24 protein-coding genes and 1 pseudogene are annotated in these 24146 nt (G+C 72.7%); 12 read left to right on the top strand and 13 right to left on the bottom strand.

Annotated features, from left to right (window positions below):
- Window positions 1–120 precede the first annotated feature (120 nt).
- From ACFYYN_RS22600 to wrbA, 4 genes are all read right to left on the bottom strand, one after another.
- A complete protein-coding gene (locus ACFYYN_RS22600; protein ID WP_500547271.1) occupies window positions 121–834 on the bottom strand; it encodes an SDR family oxidoreductase in 714 nt (237 codons plus the stop codon).
- Window positions 835–946: 112 nt separating this feature from the next.
- Window positions 947–1351: an MmyB family transcriptional regulator gene (locus ACFYYN_RS22595; RefSeq protein ID WP_500547270.1), complete on the bottom strand. Its 405-nt coding sequence runs from the start codon at window positions 1349–1351 to the stop codon at window positions 947–949.
- A 325-nt stretch (window positions 1352–1676) separates the two neighbouring features.
- On the bottom strand, window positions 1677–2327 hold the full coding sequence (locus ACFYYN_RS22590; RefSeq protein WP_500547269.1) for a DsbA family oxidoreductase: 651 nt from the start codon (window positions 2325–2327) through the stop codon (window positions 1677–1679).
- A gap of 116 nt (window positions 2328–2443) precedes the next feature.
- A complete protein-coding gene (gene wrbA / locus ACFYYN_RS22585; RefSeq protein WP_500325197.1) occupies window positions 2444–3052 on the bottom strand; it encodes an NAD(P)H:quinone oxidoreductase in 609 nt (202 codons plus the stop codon).
- A gap of 190 nt (window positions 3053–3242) precedes the next feature.
- Here wrbA and ACFYYN_RS22580 point away from each other — a divergent pair, with 190 nt between their 5' ends.
- Window positions 3243–3716 (top strand): MarR family winged helix-turn-helix transcriptional regulator, encoded by a 474-nt coding sequence (locus ACFYYN_RS22580; protein WP_500547268.1) that lies wholly within the window; start codon window positions 3243–3245, stop codon window positions 3714–3716.
- Between the two features lie 140 nt (window positions 3717–3856).
- Entirely contained in the window at window positions 3857–4420 is a 564-nt protein-coding gene (locus ACFYYN_RS22575) for a CGNR zinc finger domain-containing protein (RefSeq protein WP_500325259.1), read from the top strand.
- A 109-nt stretch (window positions 4421–4529) separates the two neighbouring features.
- Here ACFYYN_RS22575 and ACFYYN_RS22570 read toward each other — a convergent pair whose 3' ends face one another.
- The 3 genes from ACFYYN_RS22570 to ACFYYN_RS22560 are packed head-to-tail and all read right to left on the bottom strand — an operon-like array spanning window position 4530 to window position 7409.
- Window positions 4530–5222 (bottom strand): cytochrome b/b6 domain-containing protein, encoded by a 693-nt coding sequence (locus ACFYYN_RS22570; RefSeq protein WP_500547267.1) that lies wholly within the window; start codon window positions 5220–5222, stop codon window positions 4530–4532.
- Window positions 5164–5898: a molybdopterin-dependent oxidoreductase gene (locus ACFYYN_RS22565; RefSeq protein ID WP_500547266.1), complete on the bottom strand. Its 735-nt coding sequence runs from the start codon at window positions 5896–5898 to the stop codon at window positions 5164–5166. The genes ACFYYN_RS22570 and ACFYYN_RS22565 overlap by 59 nt, the downstream gene beginning before the upstream one ends.
- The gene (locus ACFYYN_RS22560; RefSeq protein WP_500547278.1) at window positions 5895–7409 is read right to left on the bottom strand and encodes a GMC family oxidoreductase; all 1515 of its coding nucleotides are present in this window, start codon (window positions 7407–7409) and stop codon (window positions 5895–5897) included. Before ACFYYN_RS22560 ends, ACFYYN_RS22565 begins: the two co-directional genes overlap by 4 nt.
- Window positions 7410–8070: 661 nt before the next feature.
- Here ACFYYN_RS22560 and ACFYYN_RS22555 point away from each other — a divergent pair.
- From ACFYYN_RS22555 to ACFYYN_RS22540, 4 genes are all read left to right on the top strand, one after another.
- Window positions 8071–10020: an N-acetylmuramoyl-L-alanine amidase gene (locus tag ACFYYN_RS22555; protein ID WP_500547265.1), complete on the top strand. Its 1950-nt coding sequence runs from the start codon at window positions 8071–8073 to the stop codon at window positions 10018–10020.
- A 215-nt stretch (window positions 10021–10235) separates the two neighbouring features.
- Window positions 10236–10697: a hypothetical protein gene (locus tag ACFYYN_RS22550; RefSeq protein ID WP_500547264.1), complete on the top strand. Its 462-nt coding sequence runs from the start codon at window positions 10236–10238 to the stop codon at window positions 10695–10697.
- An 82-nt stretch (window positions 10698–10779) separates the two neighbouring features.
- Window positions 10780–12234, top strand: coding sequence for a glyceraldehyde-3-phosphate dehydrogenase (locus ACFYYN_RS22545; protein ID WP_500547263.1), 1455 nt, complete (start codon window positions 10780–10782; stop codon window positions 12232–12234).
- Window positions 12235–12376: 142 nt separating this feature from the next.
- Window positions 12377–13117: a GNAT family N-acetyltransferase gene (locus ACFYYN_RS22540; RefSeq protein ID WP_500547262.1), complete on the top strand. Its 741-nt coding sequence runs from the start codon at window positions 12377–12379 to the stop codon at window positions 13115–13117.
- Window positions 13118–13160: 43 nt separating this feature from the next.
- On the opposite strand, the gene ACFYYN_RS22535 is transcribed toward ACFYYN_RS22540, so the two are convergent.
- Window positions 13161–13742 (bottom strand): TetR/AcrR family transcriptional regulator, encoded by a 582-nt coding sequence (locus ACFYYN_RS22535; RefSeq protein ID WP_500547261.1) that lies wholly within the window; start codon window positions 13740–13742, stop codon window positions 13161–13163.
- Between the two features lie 87 nt (window positions 13743–13829).
- On the opposite strand from ACFYYN_RS22535, the gene ACFYYN_RS22530 reads away from it, so the two are divergent.
- Together ACFYYN_RS22530 and ACFYYN_RS22525 are read left to right on the top strand one after the other, a co-directional pair.
- Window positions 13830–14198, top strand: a complete 369-nt coding sequence (locus tag ACFYYN_RS22530; RefSeq protein WP_500547260.1) for a DUF4267 domain-containing protein — start codon at window positions 13830–13832, stop codon at window positions 14196–14198.
- A gap of 47 nt (window positions 14199–14245) precedes the next feature.
- Window positions 14246–14656 (top strand): annotated as a pseudogene (locus tag ACFYYN_RS22525) (cupin domain-containing protein); the annotation flags it as partial.
- Between the two features lie 65 nt (window positions 14657–14721).
- On the opposite strand, the gene ACFYYN_RS22520 reads toward ACFYYN_RS22525, so the two are convergent.
- Complete coding sequence (locus tag ACFYYN_RS22520) at window positions 14722–14907, bottom strand: hypothetical protein (RefSeq protein ID WP_500547279.1); 186 nt, start codon at window positions 14905–14907, stop codon at window positions 14722–14724.
- Window positions 14908–15066: 159 nt separating this feature from the next.
- On the opposite strand from ACFYYN_RS22520, the gene ACFYYN_RS22515 reads away from it, so the two are divergent.
- Both ACFYYN_RS22515 and ACFYYN_RS22510 read left to right on the top strand, forming a co-directional pair.
- Window positions 15067–15792, top strand: coding sequence for a DUF2625 family protein (locus tag ACFYYN_RS22515; RefSeq protein ID WP_500547259.1), 726 nt, complete (start codon window positions 15067–15069; stop codon window positions 15790–15792).
- 96 nt (window positions 15793–15888) lie between these two features.
- On the top strand, window positions 15889–17109 hold the full coding sequence (locus ACFYYN_RS22510) for a serine/threonine-protein kinase (protein WP_500547258.1): 1221 nt from the start codon (window positions 15889–15891) through the stop codon (window positions 17107–17109).
- 45 nt (window positions 17110–17154) lie between these two features.
- Here ACFYYN_RS22510 and ACFYYN_RS22505 read toward each other — a convergent pair whose 3' ends face one another.
- Complete coding sequence (locus ACFYYN_RS22505) at window positions 17155–17997, bottom strand: undecaprenyl-diphosphate phosphatase (RefSeq protein WP_500547257.1); 843 nt, start codon at window positions 17995–17997, stop codon at window positions 17155–17157.
- 424 nt (window positions 17998–18421) lie between these two features.
- Here ACFYYN_RS22505 and ACFYYN_RS22500 point away from each other — a divergent pair, with 424 nt between their 5' ends.
- Both ACFYYN_RS22500 and ACFYYN_RS22495 read left to right on the top strand, forming a co-directional pair.
- Entirely contained in the window at window positions 18422–19723 is a 1302-nt protein-coding gene (locus ACFYYN_RS22500; protein ID WP_500547256.1) for a hemolysin family protein, read from the top strand.
- Window positions 19720–20751, top strand: a complete 1032-nt coding sequence (locus ACFYYN_RS22495; RefSeq protein ID WP_500547255.1) for a hemolysin family protein — start codon at window positions 19720–19722, stop codon at window positions 20749–20751. The genes ACFYYN_RS22500 and ACFYYN_RS22495 overlap by 4 nt, the downstream gene beginning before the upstream one ends.
- A 4-nt stretch (window positions 20752–20755) precedes the next feature.
- Here ACFYYN_RS22495 and ACFYYN_RS22490 read toward each other — a convergent pair whose 3' ends face one another.
- The 3 genes from ACFYYN_RS22490 to ACFYYN_RS22480 form a co-directional block, all read right to left on the bottom strand.
- Window positions 20756–20992, bottom strand: a complete 237-nt coding sequence (locus ACFYYN_RS22490) for a hypothetical protein (protein ID WP_500547254.1) — start codon at window positions 20990–20992, stop codon at window positions 20756–20758.
- 235 nt (window positions 20993–21227) lie between these two features.
- Window positions 21228–21467: a twin-arginine translocase TatA/TatE family subunit gene (locus ACFYYN_RS22485; RefSeq protein WP_500547253.1), complete on the bottom strand. Its 240-nt coding sequence runs from the start codon at window positions 21465–21467 to the stop codon at window positions 21228–21230.
- A gap of 109 nt (window positions 21468–21576) precedes the next feature.
- Window positions 21577–24099 carry a Pls/PosA family non-ribosomal peptide synthetase gene (locus ACFYYN_RS22480; RefSeq protein ID WP_500547252.1) on the bottom strand — a complete coding sequence of 841 codons (2523 nt, stop codon included), beginning with the start codon at window positions 24097–24099 and terminating at the stop codon, window positions 21577–21579.
- Window positions 24100–24146 lie beyond the last annotated feature (47 nt).

Genomic DNA, 24146 nt, shown 5'->3' with positions numbered 1-24146 from the left:
CTGTTCTCCCCCCCGGCCCCAGCAGCGCCACCACCCCGACCGCCTTGCCCGGTCTCCCCCCCCCGGTCCCCCCGCGGGGGCCCCGCCCCCCGGGGGGGGGGGGGGGCGCCCGCCGCCGCGTCATGCGCCCGGGGTGGCGCTCGGAGGTCCGGAGAGTGCGGACTTGGCGCGCCGGGTCTCCTCGTCGGCGAGGACTTCCGGCCGGTCGTGGAGCAGCGCGTCCATGGTCAGTTCGGCCACCGTCCCGGCACTGATCTTCGGGGCGTCGGTCCACGCGCTGAGTTCGGTGTCCACGAAGCTCGCGTGGACGCCCACCACCAGCGTGCCCTGGGGGTGCAGGGCCTGCCGGAGGGTGTCGGTCAGCGACCACGCGGCCGCCTTGGAGGCCGCGTACCCGGGGATCAGCGGCTGGCCGACCCAGGACGCCAGCGAGAGCATGTTGACCAGCGCCCCGCCCCCGTTCGCGGCCAGGATCGGGGCGAAGGCCCGGGAAACGGCCCAGGTGCCGAAGTAGTTGACCTCCATCGCCTGGCGCGCGCCGTCGAAGGAACCCTCCAGCAGACGGGTGCCGGCGCCGCCCGTGCCCGCGTTGTTGACGACGATGCTGACGTCGCCGGCCGCGGCGGCCGCCGCGGCGACCTCGTCGGGTTTGGTGACGTCCAGACGCAGGGGGACGAGGGTGTCGTCCACCAGGCTCTGGTCGACGAGGCTCTCCGGATCGCGGACGCCCGCGTAGACCTTGGACGCGCCGTGCGTGATGAGCGCGCGGGCGAAGGCGCGGCCGATGCCGCGGCTCGCGCCCGTCACCAGGGCGACCGACCCCTTGATGTGCATCGTGCCTCCTTCCTGCGGGCGCGCCCTGCCCGGACGGCCGCGCGGTCGTCGGCGGCCCCGGGCGGTGTGCGGCAGCCCTCGGCGCAGGCGCGGATCGGCCTGCGGGGCCAGGCTAACAGCTGACTTTAAGTGTGAAAGTCAGATGACTGGGCCGGTCGGGCCGCTCTGTTCGGCCCACTGGGCGAGCCGGCGCAGGGCCCGGTCGGAGGCGGTCGCGGGCTCCGCGGTGCGGACGCCGAGGATCTGGTCCGAATCGCCGGTGGCGCTTGATGCCGTGGCCGTCCCACCACGTCGGGAGGTCCTCGTCGCGCCCGGACAGTCCGCCGACCAGCTCGGCGAGCCGGGGGTCGTGGGGGTGGTTGCCGGCGTAGAGGCGGGCGTCGAGGAAGGTGAAGCGGGCCATGTTCCGCTGCCGCTGGGGGAGCGCGTCGAAGCCGGTGTGGAGCGCATGGGCGAGCCGGTCGGCGGCCGGGACGCAGGTGCGGCGCCCCACCACCAGCGCCGGGCCCTCGGTCATCGGCTCCAGGAGGCGGTGCAGGGCCGGACGGACCTGTTGCGGCGGCAGCGGACGGGGCGCCGGGGCGGTGGGGCGGAGGACCTGGCCACGCTGAACAGATGGACCCGTTCGTCGTCGGTCAGGCGCAGGGCGCGGGCGGTTCGGGGACCGGGCCGGCCTGCGCGGGGGAGGTCTTCGCGCGGCGTGAGCGGAGGAACTCCCCGAGCGCGGCGTTCCGGGCGTTGTCCCTGGTCATGTGCGCGTCCGTCTCCCTCACGCCACGGCGCCCGCCACGGGGGAACGCGCCGCGCAGGGGTACTGCGGGAGCCCCCCCTGGGGCCGGGCGTCAGGCCCGGGCCCCCGCGTGGTCCTCCCACGCCTGCTCCAGGGCGCGGGTGAACAGCTCGACGGGCTGCAGTCCGCTCACGCCGTACTTCCGGTTCAGCACGAAGAACGGCACGCCGCCGGCGCCGAGTTCAGCGGCCAGCCGCTCGTCGGCCCGTACCTGCCGGGCGTAGGCGTCGGGGTCGGCCAGGACGGCGCCCGCCTGCGCCCGGTCAAGTCCCGCCTCGGCCGCCAGGTCCAGCAGGGTCTCCGTGTCGTAGACGGAACGCTCGTCCGCGAAGTTCACCCAGAAGGCGAGGTCCAGGAGCTCCTGCTGGACGCCGTGCTCCTTGGCGAAGTGCAGGAGGCGGTGGACGTCGAAGGTGTTGCCGTGGACGCGGCCGCCGATCCGGAAGTCCAGTCCTTCGGTGCGCGCCTCGGACGCGGCGTGCTCCTCCCGTGCGACCTGCTGCTCGCGGGTGCGCCCGTACTGCGCGGCCACGGCGTCGATGATCGGTGTCGTGCCGTTCTTGGCGTCCGGGTTGAGCTCGAACGACCGGTGCACCACCTCGACGCCGTCACGGTGCTCGAAGCCGGCGAGAGCCCGCTCGAAACGGGCCTTGCCGGCGTAGCACCAAGGGCAGGCGATGTCGGTCCAGATCTCGACGCGCATGTTTCCGCATCTCCCTGTTCGTGGGTTCGGTGAGGATGTGGGGAGCGGCGCCGCGCGGTTCCCCCGGTGAGGGGGCCTGCCGCGCGGCGCCGCTGCCGGCGGGGTGCCGGGAGGGGTCAGGCCGCCTTGAGCTGCGCGGCGACGCGCACGACGCGCTCGGCCTGGACGCGGGCGGCGGTGCGGGTGACCTCGTCCACGGGGTTGTTGCCCTGGCCGTCCACGTGGGAGGTGCCGTAGGGGTTGCCGTCGACGAACTTGGAGGGCTGGGTGAAGCCCGGGGTGACGGTGATGCCGCCGAAGTGGTGGATCGAGGTGTAGAGGGCCAGCAGCGTGGCCTCCTGGCCCGCGTGCGCGGTGGCGCTGGAGACGAAGGCGCTGTAGACCTTGTCGATCAGCTTGCCCTCGGCCCACAGCCCGCCGAGCGTGTCGATGAACTGCTTGAGCTGCGCCGAGACGTTGCCGAAGCGGGTGGGGGTGCCGAAGATCACGGCGTCGGCCCACTCGACGTCCTCGGGCGTGGCGTGCGGGACGTGCGTGTTCGCCGCGTGGTGGGCGGCCCAGGCCGGGTTGCTCTCGATGGCGGCCTGCGGGGCGAGTTCGGCCGTCTTCACCAGGCGCACCTCGGCGCCGGCCTTGACGGCGGCGTCGTGCAGTTCCCTGGCGATCTCGGTGATGGTGCCGGTCGACGAGTAGTAGACGATGGCGAGCTTGACGGGGGTGGCCACAGGAGGCTCTCCGCTTCTTTTCGTTGCTGTGCGATGGGGGGATGGGCGGACCGGAATGACTAACTGACCGGTCGCCTATTTGAAGCTAGACGACCGGTCGACAACTGTCAAAGGCGCGTGCTCGCACCGGTTCTCGCGCAGTGCCGATCATTGAGGCCTCATTGACCCGTCAAGAAGCTAAAGTGGGGGGATGGCGTCCACGAAGCAGCAGTTGCAGCCCCTCAGCGCGAGCGAGGAGGCTTTCGTGCGCGCGCTGGGCCGGGTGCTCCTGGAGCTCCCGCGTGCCGTCGACGCCGACATGGTCGAGGGGGCGGGGCTGCCGCTCTCCGAATACACGCCGCTGAGGCACCTGTCCGAGACCCCGGGGCGCGCGATGCGGATGAGCGAGCTCGCCGCCGCCTGCAGCCTCTCCCTGAGCGGGATGACCCGCGTCGTCATCCGGCTCGAGAAGCACGGCTGGGTGGAACGCGTCAAGTGCGCCGAGGACGGCCGTGGTTGGAACGCCGTGCTGACGGACGCCGGGCTCGGGCGCCTGGAGCAGGCCTGGCCGACGCACCTCGCCAGCGTGCGACGCCACCTCGTCGAACCCTTCGCCGACCAGGACCTCGCCGCGCTGACCATCGCGCTGGGCCGGGTGGCGACCGACCAGGGCGCCTCCGCCTGACCCCGGCCTGAGACCTCCGCCTGTTCGCCGTCGAGGCCGGCACGCCGGCACGCCGGCGGGCTGCAATGGGCAGAATAAGTGTGTCGCCGTCGGGCCGGTGCCTTGCCCTCTTGTTCGTCACCTGTCAAAATGGTGACATGATGCATGTGTTCAAGTGCGGCATGCCCGTGCTGGACTTCGTGGGAACCCTGAGGCGCCGTCGCAACCCGGAGCCCCAGGAGATGCTCACCACGCCCGAGAGCCTCGACGCCTGGTTCCGCGAGTCGGGGCTCGTCGACGGGGACGTCCTCTCGCAGCCGTCCGACGTGGCGGAGGCGGTCTCCCTGCGGGAGGCGGTCTTCTCGCTCGTCAGGTCCGCGCTGAACAAGGAGGACTACGACACCGACGCGCTCGCGCTCCTCAACGCGGCGGCACGCAGGCCGTCCGCCGTCCCGCAGCTCACCAGGGACGGGCGCAGGGTCGAGGCGACGCCGCAGCAGGCCCTGTCGTCGCTGGCCCGGGAGGCCGTGCGGCTCCTCAGCGGCCCGGACGCGGAGCTGGTCAAGGAGTGCAGCAGGCCGGAGTGCACGCAGATCTACCTCGACCGCTCGCACGGCAGCCGTCGCGAGTGGTGCGCCATGGACCCCTGTGGCAACCGTGTGAAGGCGGCGGCGTACCGCGCGCGCAAGAAGGCGGCCACGCCGCGGACGGCCGTGTCCGCGTAGCACACCGCCGTGCGGGCGAGCGAGTGCCCGTCGATACGCCCGGGTGGCCGGGCCCCGTTCTGCGGGGCCCGGCCACCCGGGCGCTTGCGTGGGTGCGGCGGGGCGACGTTCAGCGCTCCGGCGTGTCCTCGGCCGCCGGGCGGTCCTCGTCCAGCCACTGGGCGTGCCATCGCCGCGCCCAGCCCAGGGAGACGTACCCGGTGCGCATCCCGAGCCGCGCCTCGGGGTCCTGGAACGCCTTGCGGATGTGCCCGATCAGCACCAGGGCGATGGCCCAGGCCAGGAGGTCGTGCACGAAGATCGCGCTGGTGCGGGAGACCGCCGGCAGCAGGCCCGTGAACCACATCAGCAGCCCCGTGGCCGTCATGACCAGCACGACCCCGGCGAGCCAGCCAGCGTAGAGCTTCTGACCGGCGTTGAACTTGCCGGCGGGACGCATGTCCGGCGAGGTCAGCCGCCGGCGCGCGGCCCGCAGCCAGCGCTTGTCGTACGGGGCGAAGCGGTTCAGCCTGCGCAGATCCGCGCGGAAGGCGGGGGAGGCGAGTCCGAGCAGGAAGGGCAGCGGCAGCAGGATCCCCGACCATTCGTGGACCGTCGCGAGCAGGTGGCGGCGGCCGACGAGCTGGGCCAGCGGCCCCAGGTAGAGGCAGGCCGCGGTCACCAGGCACACCAGCATCAGCAGACCGGTGCCGCGGTGCACCCAGCGCTCGGCCCTGGTGAACCGCAGTACGCGCCCGGAGCGTTCAGGCGGCCTGCGCGTCGCCGCGCTGGTCGGCGCCGTCGAGCCAGCCGTCGACGTCATAGCCGTACTCCTCCCAGTAGCCGGGGATGACCTCGTCGGTCACGGTGATTCCGGACAGCCACTTGGCCGACTTGTAGAAGTACATCGGCGCGGCGTAGAGCCGGACGGGGCCGCCGTGCTCGTGGCTGACGGGCTTGTCCTGCATCTTCAGGGCGACCAGCATGTCGGGGCGGCGCGCCTGGGTGAGGGTCAGGCTCTCGGTGTAGACGCCGTCGAAGCACGTGAAGTGGATCGCCTTGCCCTCCGGGCGCACCCCTGCCGCGTCCAGGAGGTCCGACAGCGGCACGCCCTCGAAGGGGGTGTCCGCCACCCGCCAGCCGTCGGTGCACTGCACGTCGCGCACGATCCGCTGCTGCGGGAGCGCGCGGAGGTCGTCGAGGGTGTACGTCCGCGGACGGTCGACGAGACCGTTGACCTTCAGCCGGTAGGTCCGCTCGTCCTTGCGGGGCACCGAGCCGACGACGCTGTAGTAGCGGAAGCCGCCCGGGTTGGGGAGCACCCCGGTGAGCCCGGTGGGGTCGGCCTGGGAGGCCGCGCCGAGGAAGTTCTCCCAGCCGCGCTGCAGCCAGGGTGCGGCGGCGACGCCGGCGATCCCGGCGCCGAGCATGCCGAGCATGGTGCGGCGCGCCACGGGGGCCCCGCGCTCCGGCTGGTTCTCGTGGTCGGCCGCGGTCATGACGCCCCCTTCCGGGAGACGAACTCGGCGGCCCGCTCGGCGATGGCGTAGACCGTCGCGTTGGTGTTCCCCGAGACGATCGACGGCATCACCGAGGCGTCGGCGACGCGCAGCCCGTCGATGCCGCGGACCCTGAGCTCCTCGTCCACCACGGCGCCCTCGTCGGTGCCGAGCCTGCACGTGCCGACCGGGTGGAAGTAGGACGCCAGGCCCCTGCGGAGGTAGGCGGCGACCGCCGCGTCGTCGTCGACGTCCACGCCGGGCAGCACCTCCTCGCCGCGCCAGCCGTCGAGCGCCCTGGCCCGGCCGATCTCACGGGCCGCGCGGATGCCGGCGACCATGGTCCGCAGGTCACGGGGGTCGGCGTAGTAGTCCGGGTCGATCAGCGGGGCGGTCCCGGGCGCGGATGAGGCGAGCCGCACCGTGCCGCGGCTGTGCGGGCGCATCAGCGAGACGCGGATCGTGTAGCCCTCACGCGGCCCCGCGAGGGCGGGCGCATGGCTCGGGACGTCGACGAAGATGATCTGCAGGTCGGGGGCGTCGGCGGAGGGCGTGCTGCGCAGCAGGCCCAGGGCCTCCCCGTGGTTGTTCCGCGCGGCGGGGACCGGGCGGGCGGCGGAGTAGACCAGACCGGCCATCACATGGTCCTGCAGGCCGCTCCCGACGCCGGGCAGGTCGTGGACGACCTCGACGCCGGTCTCCCGCAGGTGCCGGCCGGGGCCGATGCCCGAGAGCATGAGCAGGTGCGGGGTGCCGATGGCGCCGGCCGTGAGGATCACCTCACGGGTGGCGCGGGCGGTGACCTCTTCTCCTCCGGCGGTGTACGCCACCCCGGTGCAGCGGTCGCCGTCCAGCAGGACGCGGTGGACGGGCGCACCGGTCACCACGCGCAGGCCGGCCCGTCCCGACGCGGGGGTGAGGTAGGCGTCGGCGGCGCTCTGACGCCGGCCGTCGACGATGTTCAGGTCAGGCCAGCCGAATCCCTCCTCCAGCCCGGAGCTGATGTCGGCCGCCCTGCGGTGGCCCGCTTCCGCGGCCGCTTCCAGACAGGCCTCCAGCACCGGGTTCGGCTCGCGGGCGGGGGCCACGGCCAGCGGTCCGTGCTGCCCGCGCGTGCGGGGGTCGCGGCCCTCCGCGCGCTCGCTGCGCATGAAGTACGGCAGGAGGGCGTCGAAGCCCCAGCCCTTCGCGCCGCCGGCGGCCCACGCGTCGTAGGCGCTGCGGTGCCCGCGGGTGAAGACCATGGCGTTGATCGCCGACGACCCGCCGAGGCCCCTGCCCCGGGCGAGCGCCACGGACGTGCCGGTGGCGGCCTGCTCGGTCGTGCGGTCGCCCCAGTCGGACGACGTGCCCAGCAACCGCGGCCACGCGGGGGGAACCGGCATCGCCTCCGGCACGTCGGGGCCGCCCGCCTCCAGCAGGAGGACGCGGGCGCCGCCGTCCTCGGACAGGCGCGAAGCCAGCACACTGCCGGCCGTTCCCGCGCCCACCACGACGTAGTCGTATTCCACAGCCTGGCTCACGCGGCCTCTCCTCGGTTCCGGGGACGCGATGACCGATCTGATCACCTATTGAAGTGGTGATGACTTTCGCACAGAAAAAAGTCACCTGTCAAGGCGGTGACGGATGGGGGCGTCCAGGGTCGCATGGTGAGACTCGGCGTCGTGGATGAACCGATTGGCGCCGTTATGCGTCGCAGTTACTTGCATGGTGCAGCACTTTCCTGATCTACTCCTTGACGCAGCAAGCTATTGGCCAGGGGTCTGCGGCTCTCGCGTGCACGCCCGTCCGGACAAGAAGAGGGATCTTCGTGAGCTTCCACCGTCGGGGCGGTGACGCACCGGGAGGTCGTGCGACTGCGATGCACCGGCCGAGTTCGACCGCCGATGCGGTCCCCGCCCTTCATCGCCCCCGGTTCCCCCTCGCGGGTGCGGGAGTTGCGGCGGATGCCGGGAATTCGGCCGATGAACCCCCACGCTCTTCCCGCTTGCCGTCCGGAGGATCCGGCCCGCCGCCGGCGAACCGCTCGACGGTGGCTCGATAGTGACGGTGCCTCAAGTTCCGGGGATTCGGCGTGAGTAGAATCCGCGAGCCTTCCATGGGCCGATGGAACGTCACATCGACGTCCGGCCAGGGGAATTGGCCTCACACGTTCAAGATTTGGGATCGTTCATGACATCAGAGACTTCCATACGCCGGCACGCCAGGCGGCGCAGGCCCGGCCTGCTGGCGGCGGTCGGCGCGCTGGTGATCGCGGGCTCGGTGGCCGTGCCGTTGACGGCGCAGGCCTCCGGTGCGGCGCCGGCGGACACCGCCCGGCAGCGGGATTTCGCTGCGGCGGCTGATGAGTACCACGTGCCGGAGCAGGTGCTGCTGGCGGTGGCGTACCAGGAGTCGGCGTGGGACGGGCATGCGGGCGCGCACAGCGCGAGCGGTGGCTACGGTCCGATGCACCTCACCGATGTGACGGCGGAGATGGTGGCCGGTGGTGATGCCGGAGCGGTCGGCCGCAGCGACCTGGCGTCTTTCGTCGCCGATCCGGCGCTGCACACCCTTCAGGCCGCGGCGAAGCTCACCGGCCTGTCGGTGCGGGAGCTGCGCCGTGACCCGGCGGCCAACATCCGCGGCGGTGCGGCGCTGCTGGCGTCGTACCAGAAGGCCACGGCCGGAACCGCTTCCGCTGAACCCGGCGAGTGGTACGGGGCGGTGGCGCGTTACAGCCAGGCCTCGCAGGAGCAGGGTGCCAGGGCGTTCGCCGACCGTGTCTTTGCCACCTTGGCCAAGGGTGCGGGCCGTACCACGACGGACGGCCAGCGGGTCAGCCTGGCGGCCGTGCCGCAGGTCGAGCCCGCCAGGGCGCAGCTCGCGAAGCTGCACCTGAAGGCGGCGGTGACCGCCGACGTCGAGTGCCCCGCCAGCGTGGACTGCACCTTCGTGCCGGCGGCGTCGACCAACGGTCAGGTGTCCGACCGGCCCGCCAACGGGATCCGGATCGACACCATCGTCATCCACGACACCGAGGGGTCGTACGAGTCGGCGGTCGCCACCTTCCAGGCCCCGGGCAGCACGACCGCCTCGCATTATGTGATGCGGTCGTCGGACGGTGCGGTGACGCAGATGATGCCCACGAAGGACATCTCCTTCCACGCGGGCAACTACTCCACCAACATGCACTCCATCGGCATCGAGCACGAGGGCTTCGCCGCGCACGGGGCCGACTGGTACACCGAGGCGCAGTACGAGGCCACGGCGGAGCTGGTGACGTACCTGGCCGGGCGCTTCGGCGTGCCGCTCGACCGGCAGCACATCGTGGGCCATGACAACGTTGCCGGCCCGAACTCCGGGGCGGTCTCCGGCATGCACTGGGACCCGGGCACCGCCTGGGACTGGGAGCACTTCATGGCCCTGCTCGGCGCGCCCGTCACGGGCAGGCACGGGGTCGGTGACATCGGCTCGGTGGTGACCATCGCGCCCGGCTTCGAGCGGAACCAGCAGACCGCCCAGATCTGCCCGTCCGACGACCCGACCGGTGCCACCCCGGAGTGCACCAAGGTGACGCAGGCGTCGAACACGCTGTTCGTGCGCACCGCCCCCGACAGCACCGCGCCCCTGTTCGGGGACCCGGCGATCCACTCCGGTGCCGCCGGCACCGACCGGATCAACGACTGGGGCAACACCGTGCAGGCCGGCCAGCAGTTCGTCGTCGCCGGCAAGGACGGTGCCTGGACCGCGATCTGGTTCAGCGGCGCGAAGGTGTGGTTCTACAACCCGCACGGCGCCAACACCGTCCCGGCGTACGGTGGTTACACCATCGTCAAGGCCGGTGTGACGCCCGCCACGCCGCCCGGCAAGGTGTACGGGACCAGCTACCCGGACGCCGCGGAGTACCCGGCCGGGTACGGCGCCTCCACCCAGGCCCCGCTGAGCATGTACAGCATCCCGTCCGGCCAGGCGTACGTCGCCACCACGCCGCCCGCCCTGACCGACGACTACTTCAAGGCCGACGGCAAGGTCGTCTTCGGCGCCAAGAAGATGTACACGATCCAGTACAACCACCGGGTCGCCCTCGTGTACGCGAACGACGTCATCGCAACGGAACGTCCCGCGCACAACGACCGCTGAACCAGTCGCCGGCGCCCGTGCCGACGCGCTGAGGGCGGGGCCCGCGAGCCACGGCTTCCGGGCCCCACCCGCGTACGGGCCCCATCGCGTTCGGGCCCCCTGTTCGGGGCCCCTGCCCTGTCCTGCCCTTTCCCGTCCTTCGCCCGCGCCGGTCCGGCGCGGGCCGGCACCCCGGTGAGCGGGACTCACCGACTGCACCACTTCTGGAGCCACAGGTGCGCACAGCACTCCTGCCCGCAGCACTCGTCACGGCCGCACTCGGTGTGTCCGCCGTCTCCTGCGCGGATGCGCCCCGCCCCGGCCACACGGCCGCCGCGCAGGCCCCCGCGGAGGACCTGCGGGTGGGGGCTGTCTGCTCCTCGCACTTCGCCTTCGCCACCGACGTCTCGTGCGGGCTGGTGAACCTCGGCGACGTCCGCTTCCACTGCACCGGTGAGCACGACGGCCCCTGTCCCCGGACCCGTTCCGTGACGTTCGAGAACATCGGCAGCACCCCGGTGCGGCTCGTGGCCGTCAGCGGGTCGGCGCCGGGGGAGCGGCACGAGGCCGTGTCCCGGGCGCTGCCGACCGGGGCGCGGGCGGTCGTGGCGCCGCGCGACGGTGACCGGTACCTCTACGACGTCCTCCTGCGCGCGAAGACCGGCTCGGCGGCGGTGGGGGTCATCGCCGTCTCCTGACGTCACCCGGTGGGACCCGCGGCAAGAGCGAGATGGCGGTGTGGTTAACATATGAGCACCGCCTAGCTCGAAAGATAAGCCTGTGACTGTCAACGAGGACTCGTTCACCGACTGGAAGCACCGCGAGGAGATCGCGGAATCGATGATTCCGATCATCGGGAAGCTGCACAGGGAGCGGGACGTGACCGTCCTGCTGCACAGCCGCTCCTTGGTGAACAAGTCGGTGATCAGCATCCTCAAGGCCCACCGCTTCGTCCGGCAGATCGCCGGCGAGGAGCTCTCGGTCACCGAGACGCTGCCGTTCCTGCACGCACTCACCACGCTCGACCTCGGCCCGTCCCAGATCGACCTCGGCATGCTCGCCGCGACGTACCGGGCCGACGACCGCGGGCTGTCGGTGGCCGAGTTCACCGCGGCGGCCGTCGCGGGCGCCACGGGTGCCAACAAGATCGAGCGGCGTGAGCCGCGCGACGTCGTCCTCTACGGCTTCGGCCGCATCGGCCGCCTCCTCGCCCGGCTGCTGATCGAGAAGGCCGGTTCCGGCAACGGCCTGCGGCTGCGCGCCATCGTCGTCCGCAAGGGGGCCGGCCGGGCCGGCGAAGACCTCGTCAAGCGCGCCTCGCTGCTGCGCCGCGACTCCATCCACGGCCAGTTCCAGGGCACGATCACCGTGGACGAGGCGAACAGCACGATCGTCGCCAACGGCAACGCCATCAAGGTGATCCACGCCGACGACCCGACGTCGCTGGACTACACCGCGTACGGCATCAAGGACGCCATCCTCATCGACAACACCGGCAAGTGGCGTGACCGCGAAGGCCTTTCGCAGCACCTGCGCCCCGGCATCGACAAGGTCGTCCTGACCGCGCCGGGCAAGGGCGACGTCCCCAACGTCGTCCACGGCGTCAACCACGACATGATCAAGCCGGACGAGCGGATCCTGTCCTGCGCCTCCTGCACCACCAACGCGATCGTGCCCCCGCTGAAGGCGATGGCGGACGAGTACGGCGTCCTGCGCGGCCACGTCGAGACGGTCCACTCGTTCACCAACGACCAGAACCTGCTGGACAACTACCACAGCTCCGACCGCCGCGGCCGTTCGGCGCCGCTCAACATGGTCATCACCGAGACCGGTGCCGCCTCGGCCGTCGCCAAGGCGCTGCCCGACCTCAAGGCCAGGATCACCGGCAGCTCCATCCGCGTGCCGGTGCCGGACGTCTCGATCGCGATCCTCAGCCTGCAGCTCGCCAGGGAGACCACCCGCGAGGAGGTCCTCGACCACCTCCGCGAGGTGTCGCTGACCTCGCCGCTCAAGCGCCAGATCGACTTCATCAGCGCCCCCGACGCCGTCTCCAGCGACTTCATCGGCTCGCGGCACGCCTCGATCGTCGACGCCGGCGCCACCAAGGTCGACGGCGACAACGCCATCCTCTACCTCTGGTACGACAACGAGTTCGGCTACTCGTGCCAGGTCGTCCGTGTCGTGCAGCACGTGTCCGAGGTCGAGTACCCGACCTACCCGGCCCCGCAGGCCTGAGGGTCCGGTGCACCGGTGCACCGGCGCACCGGTGCGGCAGGGCGTCCCCCGTCCGGAAACCGGTTGCCCGCACCGGCGGGCGGCCCGCAGCATGGGCCGCATGAGAGCGATGCCGATGCCGGTGGGCGGGTACTGAGTGGCCGTGCACGAAGAAGAGCGCCTGGTCCTGCACGGCCCCGGGGGACTGCCGGAACTGACGTACGTCGAGGGGGTCCGGGACGGCCGGCCGTGGGCCGACCTCGCGGAGGCGGTGGGACCCGACCCCGTACCGGCCGTGCTCGCGGGCATGCCGGGGTGGGCCGTGTCGGGTTCCGTCGAACTCGGGGAGCAGCTCGTCCGGCACGGTGCCCGGGTCCTCCGGCACGCGCACACGATGGAGCGCGACCTCGTCGCCGACCCCCCGCCGCGCGAGTGGGCCCCGGCGCCCCTGCCGGGCGGACTGCGCGCCGTACCCTGCGACCGGGAGGCACACGAGCTGTTCCCCGCGTGGCGTGCCGCCTTCGGGCCGGGCCATCCCGACCACCATCAAGGAAGTGACGAGGAGGCCCTCGAAGCCCAGCTGGCTCCGGTGCTGTCGGGCGCCGTGCTCGGGCCGGTCCTGCCGTGCAGCACCCTGGCCGTCGACGGGGACGGCCACGTCGTCGCGGGGGTCGTGGTGACGGACCGGGACGGCCTCCCGTGGGTCGCGACGGTCTTCCGGCAGCCGGACCCCCGCCACGCCGGCCTCGGTTCCCGGCTGCTGCGCCGGGCGCTGGCGGACGCGGCGGCCGGCGGTCTCCCGAGGATCGCCCTGGCGGTGAGCGACGGCAATCCCGCTCGCCGGCGGTACGAGCAGCTGGGGTTCGCCGTCACCGCCACCTCGCTCACCGTCCTCGTCCCCTGAGCGGTGCCGGGCGGTGGAGGGTGCGGCGTGTGCCGCCGGTGCTTCAACCGCTGTTGGTGAAGCGTCCGTTCAGCAGGGCGAGGCGGCGCTCGTGCGCCCCTTCCGGCAGCCGGCCGCTGCGCATGAGGGTGACCAGACCGTGCAGGGACGCCCAGTAGGTCTCGGTGAGGAGGTCCGGCGCGTCGCCGGCGCCCGCGACCGGCTCCACGGCCCGCAGCAGTTCGCCGAACGCCTCGCGCAGGGCCGCCGGGGCCTCGGGCGTGGCGAACGGCAGGCCGACGTGGTGGGTGAACATCGCGCCGTAGAGGGCCGGCCGCCGCCGCGCGAACGCCGTGTACGCCTCGCCCACCGCGGCGAGGGTCTCCCGCGGACCCGCCACCGCGGTGCGCGCCTCCCGCAGTTCGGCGGCCAGCTCCGCGAACCCCTGCACCGCTACGGCGGCCATGATCGCGTCCTTGCCCTTGAAGTGGCTGTACAGGACGGGCTGGCTGTACTCGATCTCGGCGGCCAGCCGCCGCGTGGTGACGGCGTCCCAGCCCTCGGCCTCGGCCAGTTCCCGCGCGGCCGTGATGATCAGCTGCTCGCGCTCGGCTCGCTCGCGCTCCCGGCGCGTCCGGATCGTCATGCAGAAATTCTAGCACTGCTAGACCTTCTGTCGACGCTCTGCTAGCTTCGCTCTTGTCCCTAGCGCTGCTAGCAAGGAGATGTGGACGTGACCACCACCGCGTACGCCCTGGCCGTCGTGCTCGACCTCCTGGTGCTCTTCATCGGAGTCCGGTTCCTGCTCCAGCCCCGCCCCGCGGCCGCCGGCTACGGCGTGCCCGCCGACGGGGACGGGACTGCCGCCTACCTCACCGTCAAGGGCCTGCGGGACGCCACCTTCGGGGTGATGGGCCTGGCCCTGCTCGCCTTCGCCGGTGCCCGCGCCGAGGCCTGGTTCATGCTGGTCGTGGCGCTCGTCCCGCTCGGCGACACCTTGGTGGTCCTGCGGCACGGAGGCACCAAGGCGGTGGCCTTCGGCATCCACTTCGCCACCGCGGTCGTCGTCCTCGTCAGCGCCGCCCTGCTCTTCGCCGTGTGACCCGGCAGCTCCCGAAGACCCGTCACCACCCGGACAAGGAGTTCGCAATGTCATTGATCGTGCCCGACTTCGACGCCTCCGTGATCGTCCGCTCCACCGAGGCCGAGGTCATCGGCCGCGCCCCCACCACCGTCCGGCTGCTGGCCGACAGCAGTGCGACGGGAGGCGCGCTCTCCACCCAGCGCGTGACCCTGACCGGGGGCGCCGACGGCGCCCGCCCGCACCGGCACGACCGGTCGGCCGAGATGTTCTACATGCTCGACGGCGAAGCCCGGTTCCTTTCCGGGGACGAGGTCGTCACCGCAGGCGCCGGCGACCTGGTCGTCGTCCCGCCCGGCCGCCCGCACGCCTTCGCCGCGGCGCCCGGGTGCGACGCCGACATGCTCATCGTCATCACCCCGGGCGTCGAACGCTTCGAGTACTTCCGCCACTTGCAGCGCATCGCCCTGGGCGAGGTCACCCACCTACTTCCTGCACAACGCGGCCTGGGGCGACCGGCGCTGAGCCGGGGCGCCGGTCCGGCTCAGCGCCGGCCGGGGGCCGCGGTACGGACGAGGCGGGCACCGCAGCCCGCCAGGACCACGGTGACCACGACCGTTCCGCCCGCGCCACCGGCCTGCGAGGTGCCGAAGCCGTGCGCCGCCGTGACGACGCCGGCGAGGAGGAGGACGCCTCCGAGCAGGCGCCGCCATGCGAGGACCGTGTTCACCTTTCCTCCTCCCGATGGGCCGGAAGCGACCCCTCGACCGACTCGCACGCTGCCGTGCGGCGGTCCCGACGCGCAACCGGTCCGAGGTGACCTGAGGTTCCGCGGCACCGCACCCACCCCGCCCCCGGCGGGCGGGCATCGGGCTGCGATCATCCTCGGGTGCGGCAGATCGACGAATTGACCGACGTGGACACCCCGGCGTGGCCGGAACTGGAGGCCGGGCTCACCGGTGGCCCCGTGGCCGCCCGGGTGCTGCCCGGCGACCGTGCCGAAGGGATGCGGTGCCTGCTGCAGTTGCAGGTCACCGCGCGTTCGGCGCTGGGTGCCCTGGTGCTGAACACCGGCGGGGTGCTGCTGGACGACGGGTGGGTACGGGTGTTCGGCGGCGGCCCGGTCGCCGGTGGAGGCCTGCCGAGCCTGGGACAGGTCAACCGCTTCCCCGCGGTCCTCGACCCGGCCTGGCATCCCGGCACCGGTCTCGTCGTCGGCCATGACGCGGTGGGCGGGGTCTTCGCGCTCAACGGCCACGCTCCCGCGGCCGTGGGCCGGCCGGGAATGCCGGGCCAGATGACCTACTTCGCGCCCGACACCCTCGCCTGGGAGGCGATGGAGATGGACTACTCCGGTTGGGTCGCCTGGCTGCTGTCGGGACGGCTGGAGACGTTCTACGACGGGCTGCGCTGGCCGGGCTGGCGCGAGGAGGCAACTGCCCTCACGCCCTCGCAGGGGATCGCGGTGTACCCGTTCCTGTGGTCCGAGGAGGCCCACGCCGATCTCGCGGCGACCACCCGGCAGGCGGTTCCGATGAGCCAAGTCCTCGCGTTCGCCGCCGACTTCGCCCGGTGGACGGGCCCGGCGGACCCGGGGTTCCTGGGCGAGGTGTGAGTCCCCCGGCGGTTGCGGCCGCAGGTCACCACGGGTGCGCGGGTGAAGTACCTTAAGCAAGGTCTGGTTTGGCTCGCGGGATCGAGGTCGTACGACGTGCTGGTGGCGGATCGGTATCGCTTGGACGCGCCCATCGGCCGCGGTGGCATGGGCGAGGTGTGGCGGGCGACCGACGAGGTGCTGGGACGTCCCGTCGCCGTGAAGCTCCTGCTGGGCGACGGTTCCGACGCCTCGGCGGCCGCGCGGTTCCGGCTGGAGGCGCAGACGGCGGCGCGCCTGGGTCACCCGCACGTCGTGGCGGTCTTCGACTTCGGTTCCTGGGACGGGCGGTTCTTCCTCGTCATGGAACTGGTCGAGGGCGACAGCCTGGGCCAGCTGCTGGAGGCAGGGCACGTGCTCGGCGCCGATCACGTCGCGGTCGTGGCCGCGCAGGCGGCCGCGGGCCTGGCGGCCGCCCACCAGCAGGGCATCGTCCACCGCGACATCAAGCCCGGCAACCTGATGCTCGACGCCGCCGGATCGCTCAAGATCGGTGACTTCGGGATCGCCCGGTTCGTCGACGATCCGGCCGCCGCGCTCACCATGACCGGACAGATCGTCGGCACCAGCCTCTACCTCGCCCCCGAGCGGGCACTGGGCCGGACTGCGGGGCCGGCCTCCGACGTCTACGCCCTCGGGTGCGTCCTGTACCAGCTGCTGACGGGCCGTACGCCGTTCCAGGGCGACAGCGCCACGGCCCTGCTCTACCAGCACATCGACAGCGCCCCCGTGCCGCCCTCCCAGCTCGGCGCCGATCTGCCCGCCGCCTTCGAGGGGTATTTGCTCGGGCTCCTCGCCAAGCAGCCGGAGGACCGGCCCTCGGCCCAGGACGTGGCCGACTGGTTCCGCACCGACGCGTGGCGCGCGCACCCGGTGTCCCTGCCCGCCACCGTGCCGTCGCACGGCGCCCCGAACGTCGTGGGCCACGAGGCCGGTACCGCGCCGCAGGTGCGGCCGACGGCGACACGCTCCGCGCGGCCGGGGCCGGCGTCGAGGCGGCGGGCGGCTCCGGCGCAGCGACGCAGCCCCGGCGAGTTCATCCGCTACCGGCCCCGCGTCGCGAGCGCCATCGCCGGGGTGGTGGCCTTCGCGGTGGCGGTGCTCCTCGGCATGCTCCTGTTCTCGCCGGAGAGCAGCTCCGCGAAGACCCCCACCACCGGTCCCAGCGCGACGCCGACCCAGGGGACCGGGCCCGCGCCCGGTGCCGGCGCACCGTCCGCCGGCCAGGACGACCAGGGCGACGACCAGGGCGACGACGACTCGGACGACGAGGACTGAGCCGGGAAACGGGGCGGGGAACGGGGCGCGGACCGGCCGGGCCGGTCAGCCCACGCCTCCCGCGCCCGGTGCGACCGCACCGGCGGCGACCAGTCCGATGATCAGTACGCCGAGGAGCACGCGGTAGACCACGAACGGCGTGAAGCTGTGCGTGGAGACGTACTTGAGGAACCAGGCGATGGCCGCGTAGCCCACGACGAAGGCGATCCCGGTGGCGAGCAGCGTCGGCCCCCAGGCGGGGGCGGCGCCGTCGCCGATCTTGAACAGCTCCAGGGTGCCGGACGCGAGCACCGCGGGGATGGCCAGCAGGAACGAGTAACGGGCCGCCGCCTCACGGCTGTAGCCGAGGAAGAGGCCCGCACTGATGGTGCCGCCGGAGCGGGAGACGCCGGGGATGAGGGCGAGGGACTGGGCGAAGCCGTAGCCGAGGGCGTGGGGGAGCGTCAGCTCGGTGATGGGCTTGGCGTTGCGGATCGCCCGGCTGCGGTCGGCCACGGCGAGGACCAGCCCGAAGAGGATCAGCACGGTGCCGGTGATCCGTAGATCGCGCAGTGACGTCTCGATGCTGTGCTGGAACACCGCGCCGAGGACCGCGATGGGGATCGTCCCGATGATGACGAACCAGCCCATGCGGGCGTTCGGGTCCTTGCGCCGGTCGGGCACGAAGAGGGACGTCGTCCAGGCCTTGACGATCGAGACGATGTCGCGGCGGAAGTAGATCAGCACGGCCGTCTCGGTGCCCAGTTGCGTCACGGCCGTGAAGGCGGACCCCGGGTCCTTCCAGCCGGCCAGGGCGGAGAACACGCGCAGGTGCGCGCTGGAGGACACGGGCAGGAACTCGGTGAGCCCCTGCAGCAGGCCGAGGACGGCGGCTTCGAACCAGGACATCGGGGGGTGACTCCACGGATGGTCGGGGCGGCGGCCCGGCGGCGGCGCCGCTCGGGGAGGTGCGCGACATGAGGTCGTACGGTGGCAGTGGCCGCAGACGGGCGGGCCGCGGCCCGCGGTGGATCGGGCCGTGCCGCCGGCCGCAGGCCCCTGCGGACCACCCGCAGAACTACCACGTCAGGTAAAGAAGTTCCCAAGACGTCCTGATGGCCGAGTGGTCTCCGGCCGGCCGTGAGGGGAGAGGGCGGGCGGTGACCAGGGGTCCGTCCGCCGACCGTGGCTTTTGCGCTTCCTTTACCATGGGGGAAACCCGTCGTACCGAGCACGAAGAAGGAGCCGCGGTTCCCGCGATGGACCATCCCCCGAGTACCGACCGTGTCATACCCCGAGAGGCCCGCCGAGGCGTGGGAACGGGGGTGACACGGTGACCGAAGTGCTGCTCCTGCTGCTGGCCCTGCTGCTGACCCTGGCCTGTGCGGTGTTCGTCGCGGCGGAGTTCTCCCTGACCACGGTGGAGCGCGGTGAGCTGGAACGTTCCGCCGCTGCCGGTGAGCGCGGCGCGGACGGCGCCCTCAAGGCCGTGCGGCGGTTGACGCTGCAGCTGTCCGGCGCGCAGCTGGGCATCACGGTGACCTCACTGGTCATCGGCATGCTCGCCGAACCGTCCCTGGCGGCGCTGCTGAGCGGCCCGATCGAGGCCGCCGGCCTGCCCGAGGGCGCCGCGTCCATGACGGCGACCGTCCTGGGTGTCGTCGTCTCGACCGTGGTGCTGATGGTGATCGGCGAGCTGGTGCCCAAGAACTGGGCGATCTCCAGCCCGCTGGCCGTCGCGAAGGTGGTGGCCGGGCCGCAGCGCGGCTTCACCGCGGCCTTCTCGCCGTTGATCAACCACCTCAACGACGCCGCGAACCGCCTGGTGCGCCGGTTCGGCCTGGAACCGGCGGAGGAACTGGCCTCCGCCCGCACACCGGACGAGCTGCGGGCCCTGGCCCGCCACTCCGCCGCCGTGGGCGTCCTGGAGCCCGACTCCGCCGAGCTCTTCGTCCGCACGCTCCACCTGAGCGAGCTGACCGCGGAGAACGTCATGACCCCGCGCGTGGACGTACGGGCCCTGGAGGCCCACGCGAGCGCCGCCGACGCGGCCGCCCTGTCGCTGTCCACCGGGCTGTCCCGCTTCCCCGTGTACAGGGACGGCCTCGACGAGGTCATCGGCACCGTCCACATCCGTGACGTCCTGGCCCTTCCGGCCGCGGAACGCGCCACCACACCCGTGAGCGCCCTGGCCACCGCGCCGCTGCTCGTGCCCGACAGCCTGCCCGTGAACCGGCTGCTGGACCGGATGCGCAGCCGCCGCACCATGGCCGTCGTCATCGACGAGTACGGCGGCACGGCCGGTGTCGTCACCGTCGAGGACGTCGTGGAGGAGGTCGTCGGCGACGTGCGCGACGAGCACGACCCCCAGCAGCGGCCCGACCTCGCCCCCGCCGGCGACGGGTCCTGGGAGGCCGACGGCAACGTCCGCATGGACCAGCTCGCCGGTATCGGCCTGACCGCGTCCGAGGGCCCGTACGAGACCGTCGCCGGGCTGCTGGCCGCCACCCTCGGCAGGATCCCCGCCCGGGGCGACGCCGCCGAGGTCGATGGCTGGCGCTTCACCGTGCTCAGCGTCGACCACCACGTCGCCGAGCGGGTCCGTGTCGCCCGCATCGCGGAGGACGCCCGATGACCGCGCTGCAGCTCGCCGTCGGCGCCCTCACGCTGCTGACGAACGCCTTCTTCGTGGGCGGCGAGTTCGCCCTGATCTCCGTACGGCGCAGCCAGATCGAGCCGCGCGCGCAAGGGGGCGACAAGCGTGCCCGCACCGTGCTGTGGGGCCTGGAACACCTGTCCGCCCTGCTGGCCACCGCGCAGCTGGGCATCACCGTCTCCTCGCTGGTGCTGGGCGCGGTCGCGGAGCCCGCCATCGCGCACCTGCTGGAGCCGGGCTTCGAGGCCGCGCACGTCCCGCACGCGCTGGTGCACCCGATCTCGTTCGTGATCGCCCTTGCCGCGGCCACCTACCTGCACATGCTGGTCGGCGAGATGGTGCCCAAGAACATCGCGCTCGCCGCGCCCGAGCGCGCCGCGCTGCTGCTCGGCCCGCCGCTGGTGAACGTCACCCGCGCGCTGCGCCCGGTGGTCTTCGGCATCAACGCCTTCGCCAACGCCCTGCTGCGGCTGCTGCGCGTCGAGCCGAAGAACGAGGTCGCGGCCGTCTTCACCGACGACGAACTGGCCCGACTGGTCCAGGACTCCAGCGCCGCCGGCCTGCTCGACGTCACGGGCGGCGAGCGCCTGCGCGACGCCCTGGAACTCGGCAGCCGTCCGGTGGGGGAGATCCTCGTACCGGCCGGCCGCATGGTCACCGTCGGCGAGCGGGTCACCCCGGACGAGCTGGAGCGGACCGCCGCCGCGTCCGGCTACTCCCGTCTGCCGGTCACCGGCGCCGACGGCGGCGTCCTCGGTTACCTCCACATCAAGGACACCCTCGGCGCCGCCGGGCGCGACCGTCCCTTCCCCCCGAGCGCCTTCCACCCCGTCATCCGGCTCCGCCCCACCACCCCGCTGGACGACACGCTCACCGCCCTGCGGGCCGCGGGCACCCACCTCGCCGCGGTCACCGGGGACGACGGCACGCTGCTCGGCTACGTCACGATGGAGGACGTCCTCGAGGAGCTCGTCGGACCGGCCACGGCGGTCGAGGAGGCGGCCTGAGCCGCTACCCGGCGGCGTCGGGCCGGCGACGTTCCGCGGGCGGCGCGGCGATCTCCGGCGCGTACAGGGTCGCCAGCGGTTCCGGGCCGGCGTACCGCCGGCACGGACACCGCCGGTCCTCGGCCTCGGCCTCGTCCTTGTCGCCGGCCTCGTCCTTGCGGCCGGACGGTGCCGGGACGGAGGCGTAGCACAGGCCCTCGCGCGCGTCGTGGTAGGCGAGGTGGTGCCCGCAACCGCACACCGGCTGCGGTCCGTTCAGCTCCTGCTGCCGGGCCGGGCCTCGCGCCGCTCGGTCGCGGCTTTCCTCAGCCGGTCGTAGGCACCTCCGGTGACTTAACCGCCCGCGAGGATGACCAGCGCTGTCTCGAACCCCGTCACGGCTCCCCCTGCCCCTCACCCGGCGGTCCGTACAGGGCGATGTTCGCACGCCCGTCAAGCACGCGTCCGCGGCCGCGCGCTCGACGGCCGGCGGAGGCTCAGCGCCCCGTGCCGTCCACCTCGTCGGTCCTGCGGGTCACGTCCCCGGGGGCCGCCCGGATGACGCGCGGGGCGGGTCCGTCGGCGGACGGGTCGTCGTCCGCCTTCATGGCCGCGGCCTCGCTCTTGAGGATGCGGGAGGCCTTCCCGGCGGAGCGCACGAGGCCGGGGAGCTTCCTGATGCCGATCAGGACGATGACCACGATGAGCAGCAGGGCGAGCTCGCTGAGGCCGAACATCGTGCCGGTTCCCTCCGATGGGACGGGGCGCGGGGCGCCCGTGGTAACCCTGTGGAAACTACAGGACTGTGGGGACGAGCGGGGGCGCGAGCGTTCCTGCGGGGCGCCTTCAGCCGGGAGCGCCGGCCATGGCGCCGCGCATCTCCCGGGCCGGGTTGCCGCCCCAGTGGGCCCGCTCCGGGACCTCCTCGCCCTTCATCAGGAAGGAGTCGGGCGCGAGGACGGCCCCGTCGCCCATCGTGACGCCGTAGTGGACGAGGGCGCCCACGCCGACGGTGCAACGGCTGCCCAGCGTGGTGCGGTCCGACTTGAAGGTGCCGTCCTCCTGCGAGTGGCACTGGATCCGGGTGCCCTCGTTGAGGACGCACTCGTCGCCGATGGCCACGAGGGACCGTTCCGGCACGTAGCAGCCGTCGTCGAAGACCCGGCTGCCGATCCGGACGCCGAGCAGCCGCCAGACGACGGTCTTGAAGGGCGTGCCGTTGAGGACCGCGATCGCCTCGGTCGGGTTGGTGATCTTCCAGTAGCGTTCGTGCCGCCAGAAGGGACGTTCGTAGATCGAGCAGTACAGCGGCCGCAGACCGCCCGGGCCCGCGGTGGCGCGCTCGGTCAGCATCATGTCGGCGACGGCGAACAGCACCGTGAGGACGTTGGCGAGCGCGATCACCGCCGGGCCGAGCGTGGCGTAGAGGTCCGCGGCGACCGACACCACCAGCGCGACCGAGAAGAAGAACAGCCACCGCGACATCAGGTGCAGGGCCATGGTGGCGGCGTTGTGCTTGTTCTTCCCCGCCAGGCGGCGCCGGAAGGTCGCGCCGTCCTTGAGGTGGTCGAACCTGCTGTCCCGCAGGACGGACCGGGGGATCTCGAAGCTCGGCGAGCCGAGCAGCCCCACGCCTTCGCGGACCTCCCCGTCGAGCGGGACCATCACCTTCGTGGCCAGGAGGCAGTTGTCACCGGTCCTGCCGCGGGCGGGGAAGGCGATGTGGTTGCCCAGGAAGTTGTGCGGGCCGATCGTCACCCGTGACGTCCGGAAGGACGTGCCGGTGTAGTCGGTGTTGATGACCGACAGCCCGTCGGCGACCATCGTCCCCCTGCCGACGCTGGTCAGACCGGGGGTGTCCTGCCGCACCGTGAGGCCGAAGTTGGAGCCGGTCTGCTCGGCGTCGCCAAGGTCGTAGCCGAGGCGGCGCAGGTAGGGGACGATCGCCGAGCTGTCGCCGAACAGCACCTTGTGGAAGCGCCGGTTGGTGAGGAAGCCGACGGCCCGGTGCACCCCGTAGCGGAAGCCGAACAGGGGGTAGTCCGTGTCCGGCCGGACGAGGAGGCCCAGCACGCGCGGGACGCTCACGGACAGCAGGGCCCCGACGACGACGGCGCCGAAGAAGAAGATCGCGGACGCGGCCAGGGCGTCGACGTAGAACGTCCAGCTCGTCAGCGCCGTCGGCCCGGGTCGCAGCAGCGCCTCGAACTGCGGGACCGCGGCGACCACCAGGACGGCACCGCCGACGGCCAGGGGGACGTACACGATCAGGGCCGTCAGCACCTGAGTCGCCCCGTAGGCGGCCCTGCGGACGGCACCGCAGCGGACGGCGCCGGCGGCGCGGCGGTGGTCCACCCCGGCCGGCTGGGCCGGGGACCCGTGCCAGCGTTCGCCGTCGGGCACGGACTGGCCGGTGTGCAGCGAGGAGGCGTGCCCGAGCTGGGTGCCGTCGCCCATGGCGGTCCCGATGTCGAGCACCGTCGCCTCGCCGATCAGCACGTCCCTGCCGAGGGTGACCGTCCCGGTGCGGATCACCCCGGACTGCGCCCGGTAGCAGTTGAGGAAGACGTCCTTGCGGATCACCGTGCCGTCGCCGACGGTGAGCAGGTCGGTGCAGACCGGTACGTGACGGGTGAGGATCGTGACGCGGCGTCCGATCCTCGCGCCGAGCGCCCGCAGGTACAGGGAGTAGACCGGGGACCCGGCGAACAGCGCCAGCGGGTTCGACCGGATGAGCGTCTTGGCGCACCAGAAGCGGACGTACGCCAGGCTCCACAGGCGGATCTCCCGCGGGCGCCACCGGCCGACGAGCACCCACTTGGCCACGATGGGCAGCACGCACACCCCGAGGAAGACGACGGCCCCGAACACGACCGCCCGCAGGTAGGTGCCGAGCAGCCCGGAACCGTCCGCGATCCACTCCACGCCGCCCGCGAAGACGAGGGCCGCGGCATAGGAGTAGGCGAGGAAGAACAGCAGTTGCAGCGTCGCGCACAGCACGTAACGCGGCGTACCGGACGGGCTCCCCGGCGTGCCCGGGCCGTACGGCGCCGCCACCGGGGAGGCCGCGGCCGGCACGGCAGCCGGGGGCGGGGCCTGCGCGAGGGCCGCCGCCAGGCTCCTGACGGTCGGATGGCGGTAGACGTCCTTGATCGAGACGGACGGCATGTCCCGGCGCTTCCTGAGCCGCGCGCAGAAGCGGGCCATGACCATGGAGTCCGCGCCGAGGTCGGTGAAGAAGTTGCCGTCGAGCGGGACGTGCTCGGCCTGCACGACCGGTGCCAGCACCTCGGCGAGGATCCGTTCGCGGTCGGTGGCAGAAGACTCGTCGGGATCGGGGGTCAGGACGTCGACCGGGATGTCCGCCATGGCGGCTCCATGAGAGGTGCGGACCACGTCCGGTCGAGCTGAGCACC

It is taken from the genome of Streptomyces sp. NPDC001902 (assembly GCF_042891295.1).
Classification (GTDB): domain Bacteria; phylum Actinomycetota; class Actinomycetes; order Streptomycetales; family Streptomycetaceae; genus Actinacidiphila.
Note: the sequence above shows the minus strand (reverse complement) of the source record. Positions and strands in the feature narration are given on the sequence as shown.

What these genes read in the sequence shown, in the direction of transcription:
- ACFYYN_RS22485 (WP_500547253.1), bottom strand. Translation starts at nt 21,467, where the DNA reads ATGTTCGGCCTCAGCGAGCTCGCCCTGCTGCTCATCGTGGTCATCGTC.
- ACFYYN_RS22570 (WP_500547267.1), bottom strand. Translation starts at nt 5,222, where the DNA reads ATGACGTCGACGGCTGGCTCGACGGCGCCGACCAGCGCGGCGACGCGC.
- ACFYYN_RS22505 (WP_500547257.1), bottom strand. Translation starts at nt 17,997, where the DNA reads ATGTCCTGGTTCGAAGCCGCCGTCCTCGGCCTGCTGCAGGGGCTCACC.
- ACFYYN_RS22565 (WP_500547266.1), bottom strand. Translation starts at nt 5,898, where the DNA reads ATGACCGCGGCCGACCACGAGAACCAGCCGGAGCGCGGGGCCCCCGTG.
- ACFYYN_RS22580 (WP_500547268.1), top strand. Translation starts at nt 3,243, where the DNA reads ATGGCGTCCACGAAGCAGCAGTTGCAGCCCCTCAGCGCGAGCGAGGAG.
- ACFYYN_RS22555 (WP_500547265.1), top strand. Translation starts at nt 8,071, where the DNA reads ATGACATCAGAGACTTCCATACGCCGGCACGCCAGGCGGCGCAGGCCC.
- ACFYYN_RS22495 (WP_500547255.1), top strand. Translation starts at nt 19,720, where the DNA reads ATGACCGCGCTGCAGCTCGCCGTCGGCGCCCTCACGCTGCTGACGAAC.
- ACFYYN_RS22480 (WP_500547252.1), bottom strand. Translation starts at nt 24,099, where the DNA reads ATGGCGGACATCCCGGTCGACGTCCTGACCCCCGATCCCGACGAGTCT.
- ACFYYN_RS22575 (WP_500325259.1), top strand. Translation starts at nt 3,857, where the DNA reads ATGCATGTGTTCAAGTGCGGCATGCCCGTGCTGGACTTCGTGGGAACC.
- ACFYYN_RS22590 (WP_500547269.1), bottom strand. Translation starts at nt 2,327, where the DNA reads ATGCGCGTCGAGATCTGGACCGACATCGCCTGCCCTTGGTGCTACGCC.
- ACFYYN_RS22595 (WP_500547270.1), bottom strand. Translation starts at nt 1,351, where the DNA reads ATGACCGAGGGCCCGGCGCTGGTGGTGGGGCGCCGCACCTGCGTCCCG.
- ACFYYN_RS22600 (WP_500547271.1), bottom strand. Translation starts at nt 834, where the DNA reads ATGCACATCAAGGGGTCGGTCGCCCTGGTGACGGGCGCGAGCCGCGGC.
- ACFYYN_RS22535 (WP_500547261.1), bottom strand. Translation starts at nt 13,742, where the DNA reads ATGACGATCCGGACGCGCCGGGAGCGCGAGCGAGCCGAGCGCGAGCAG.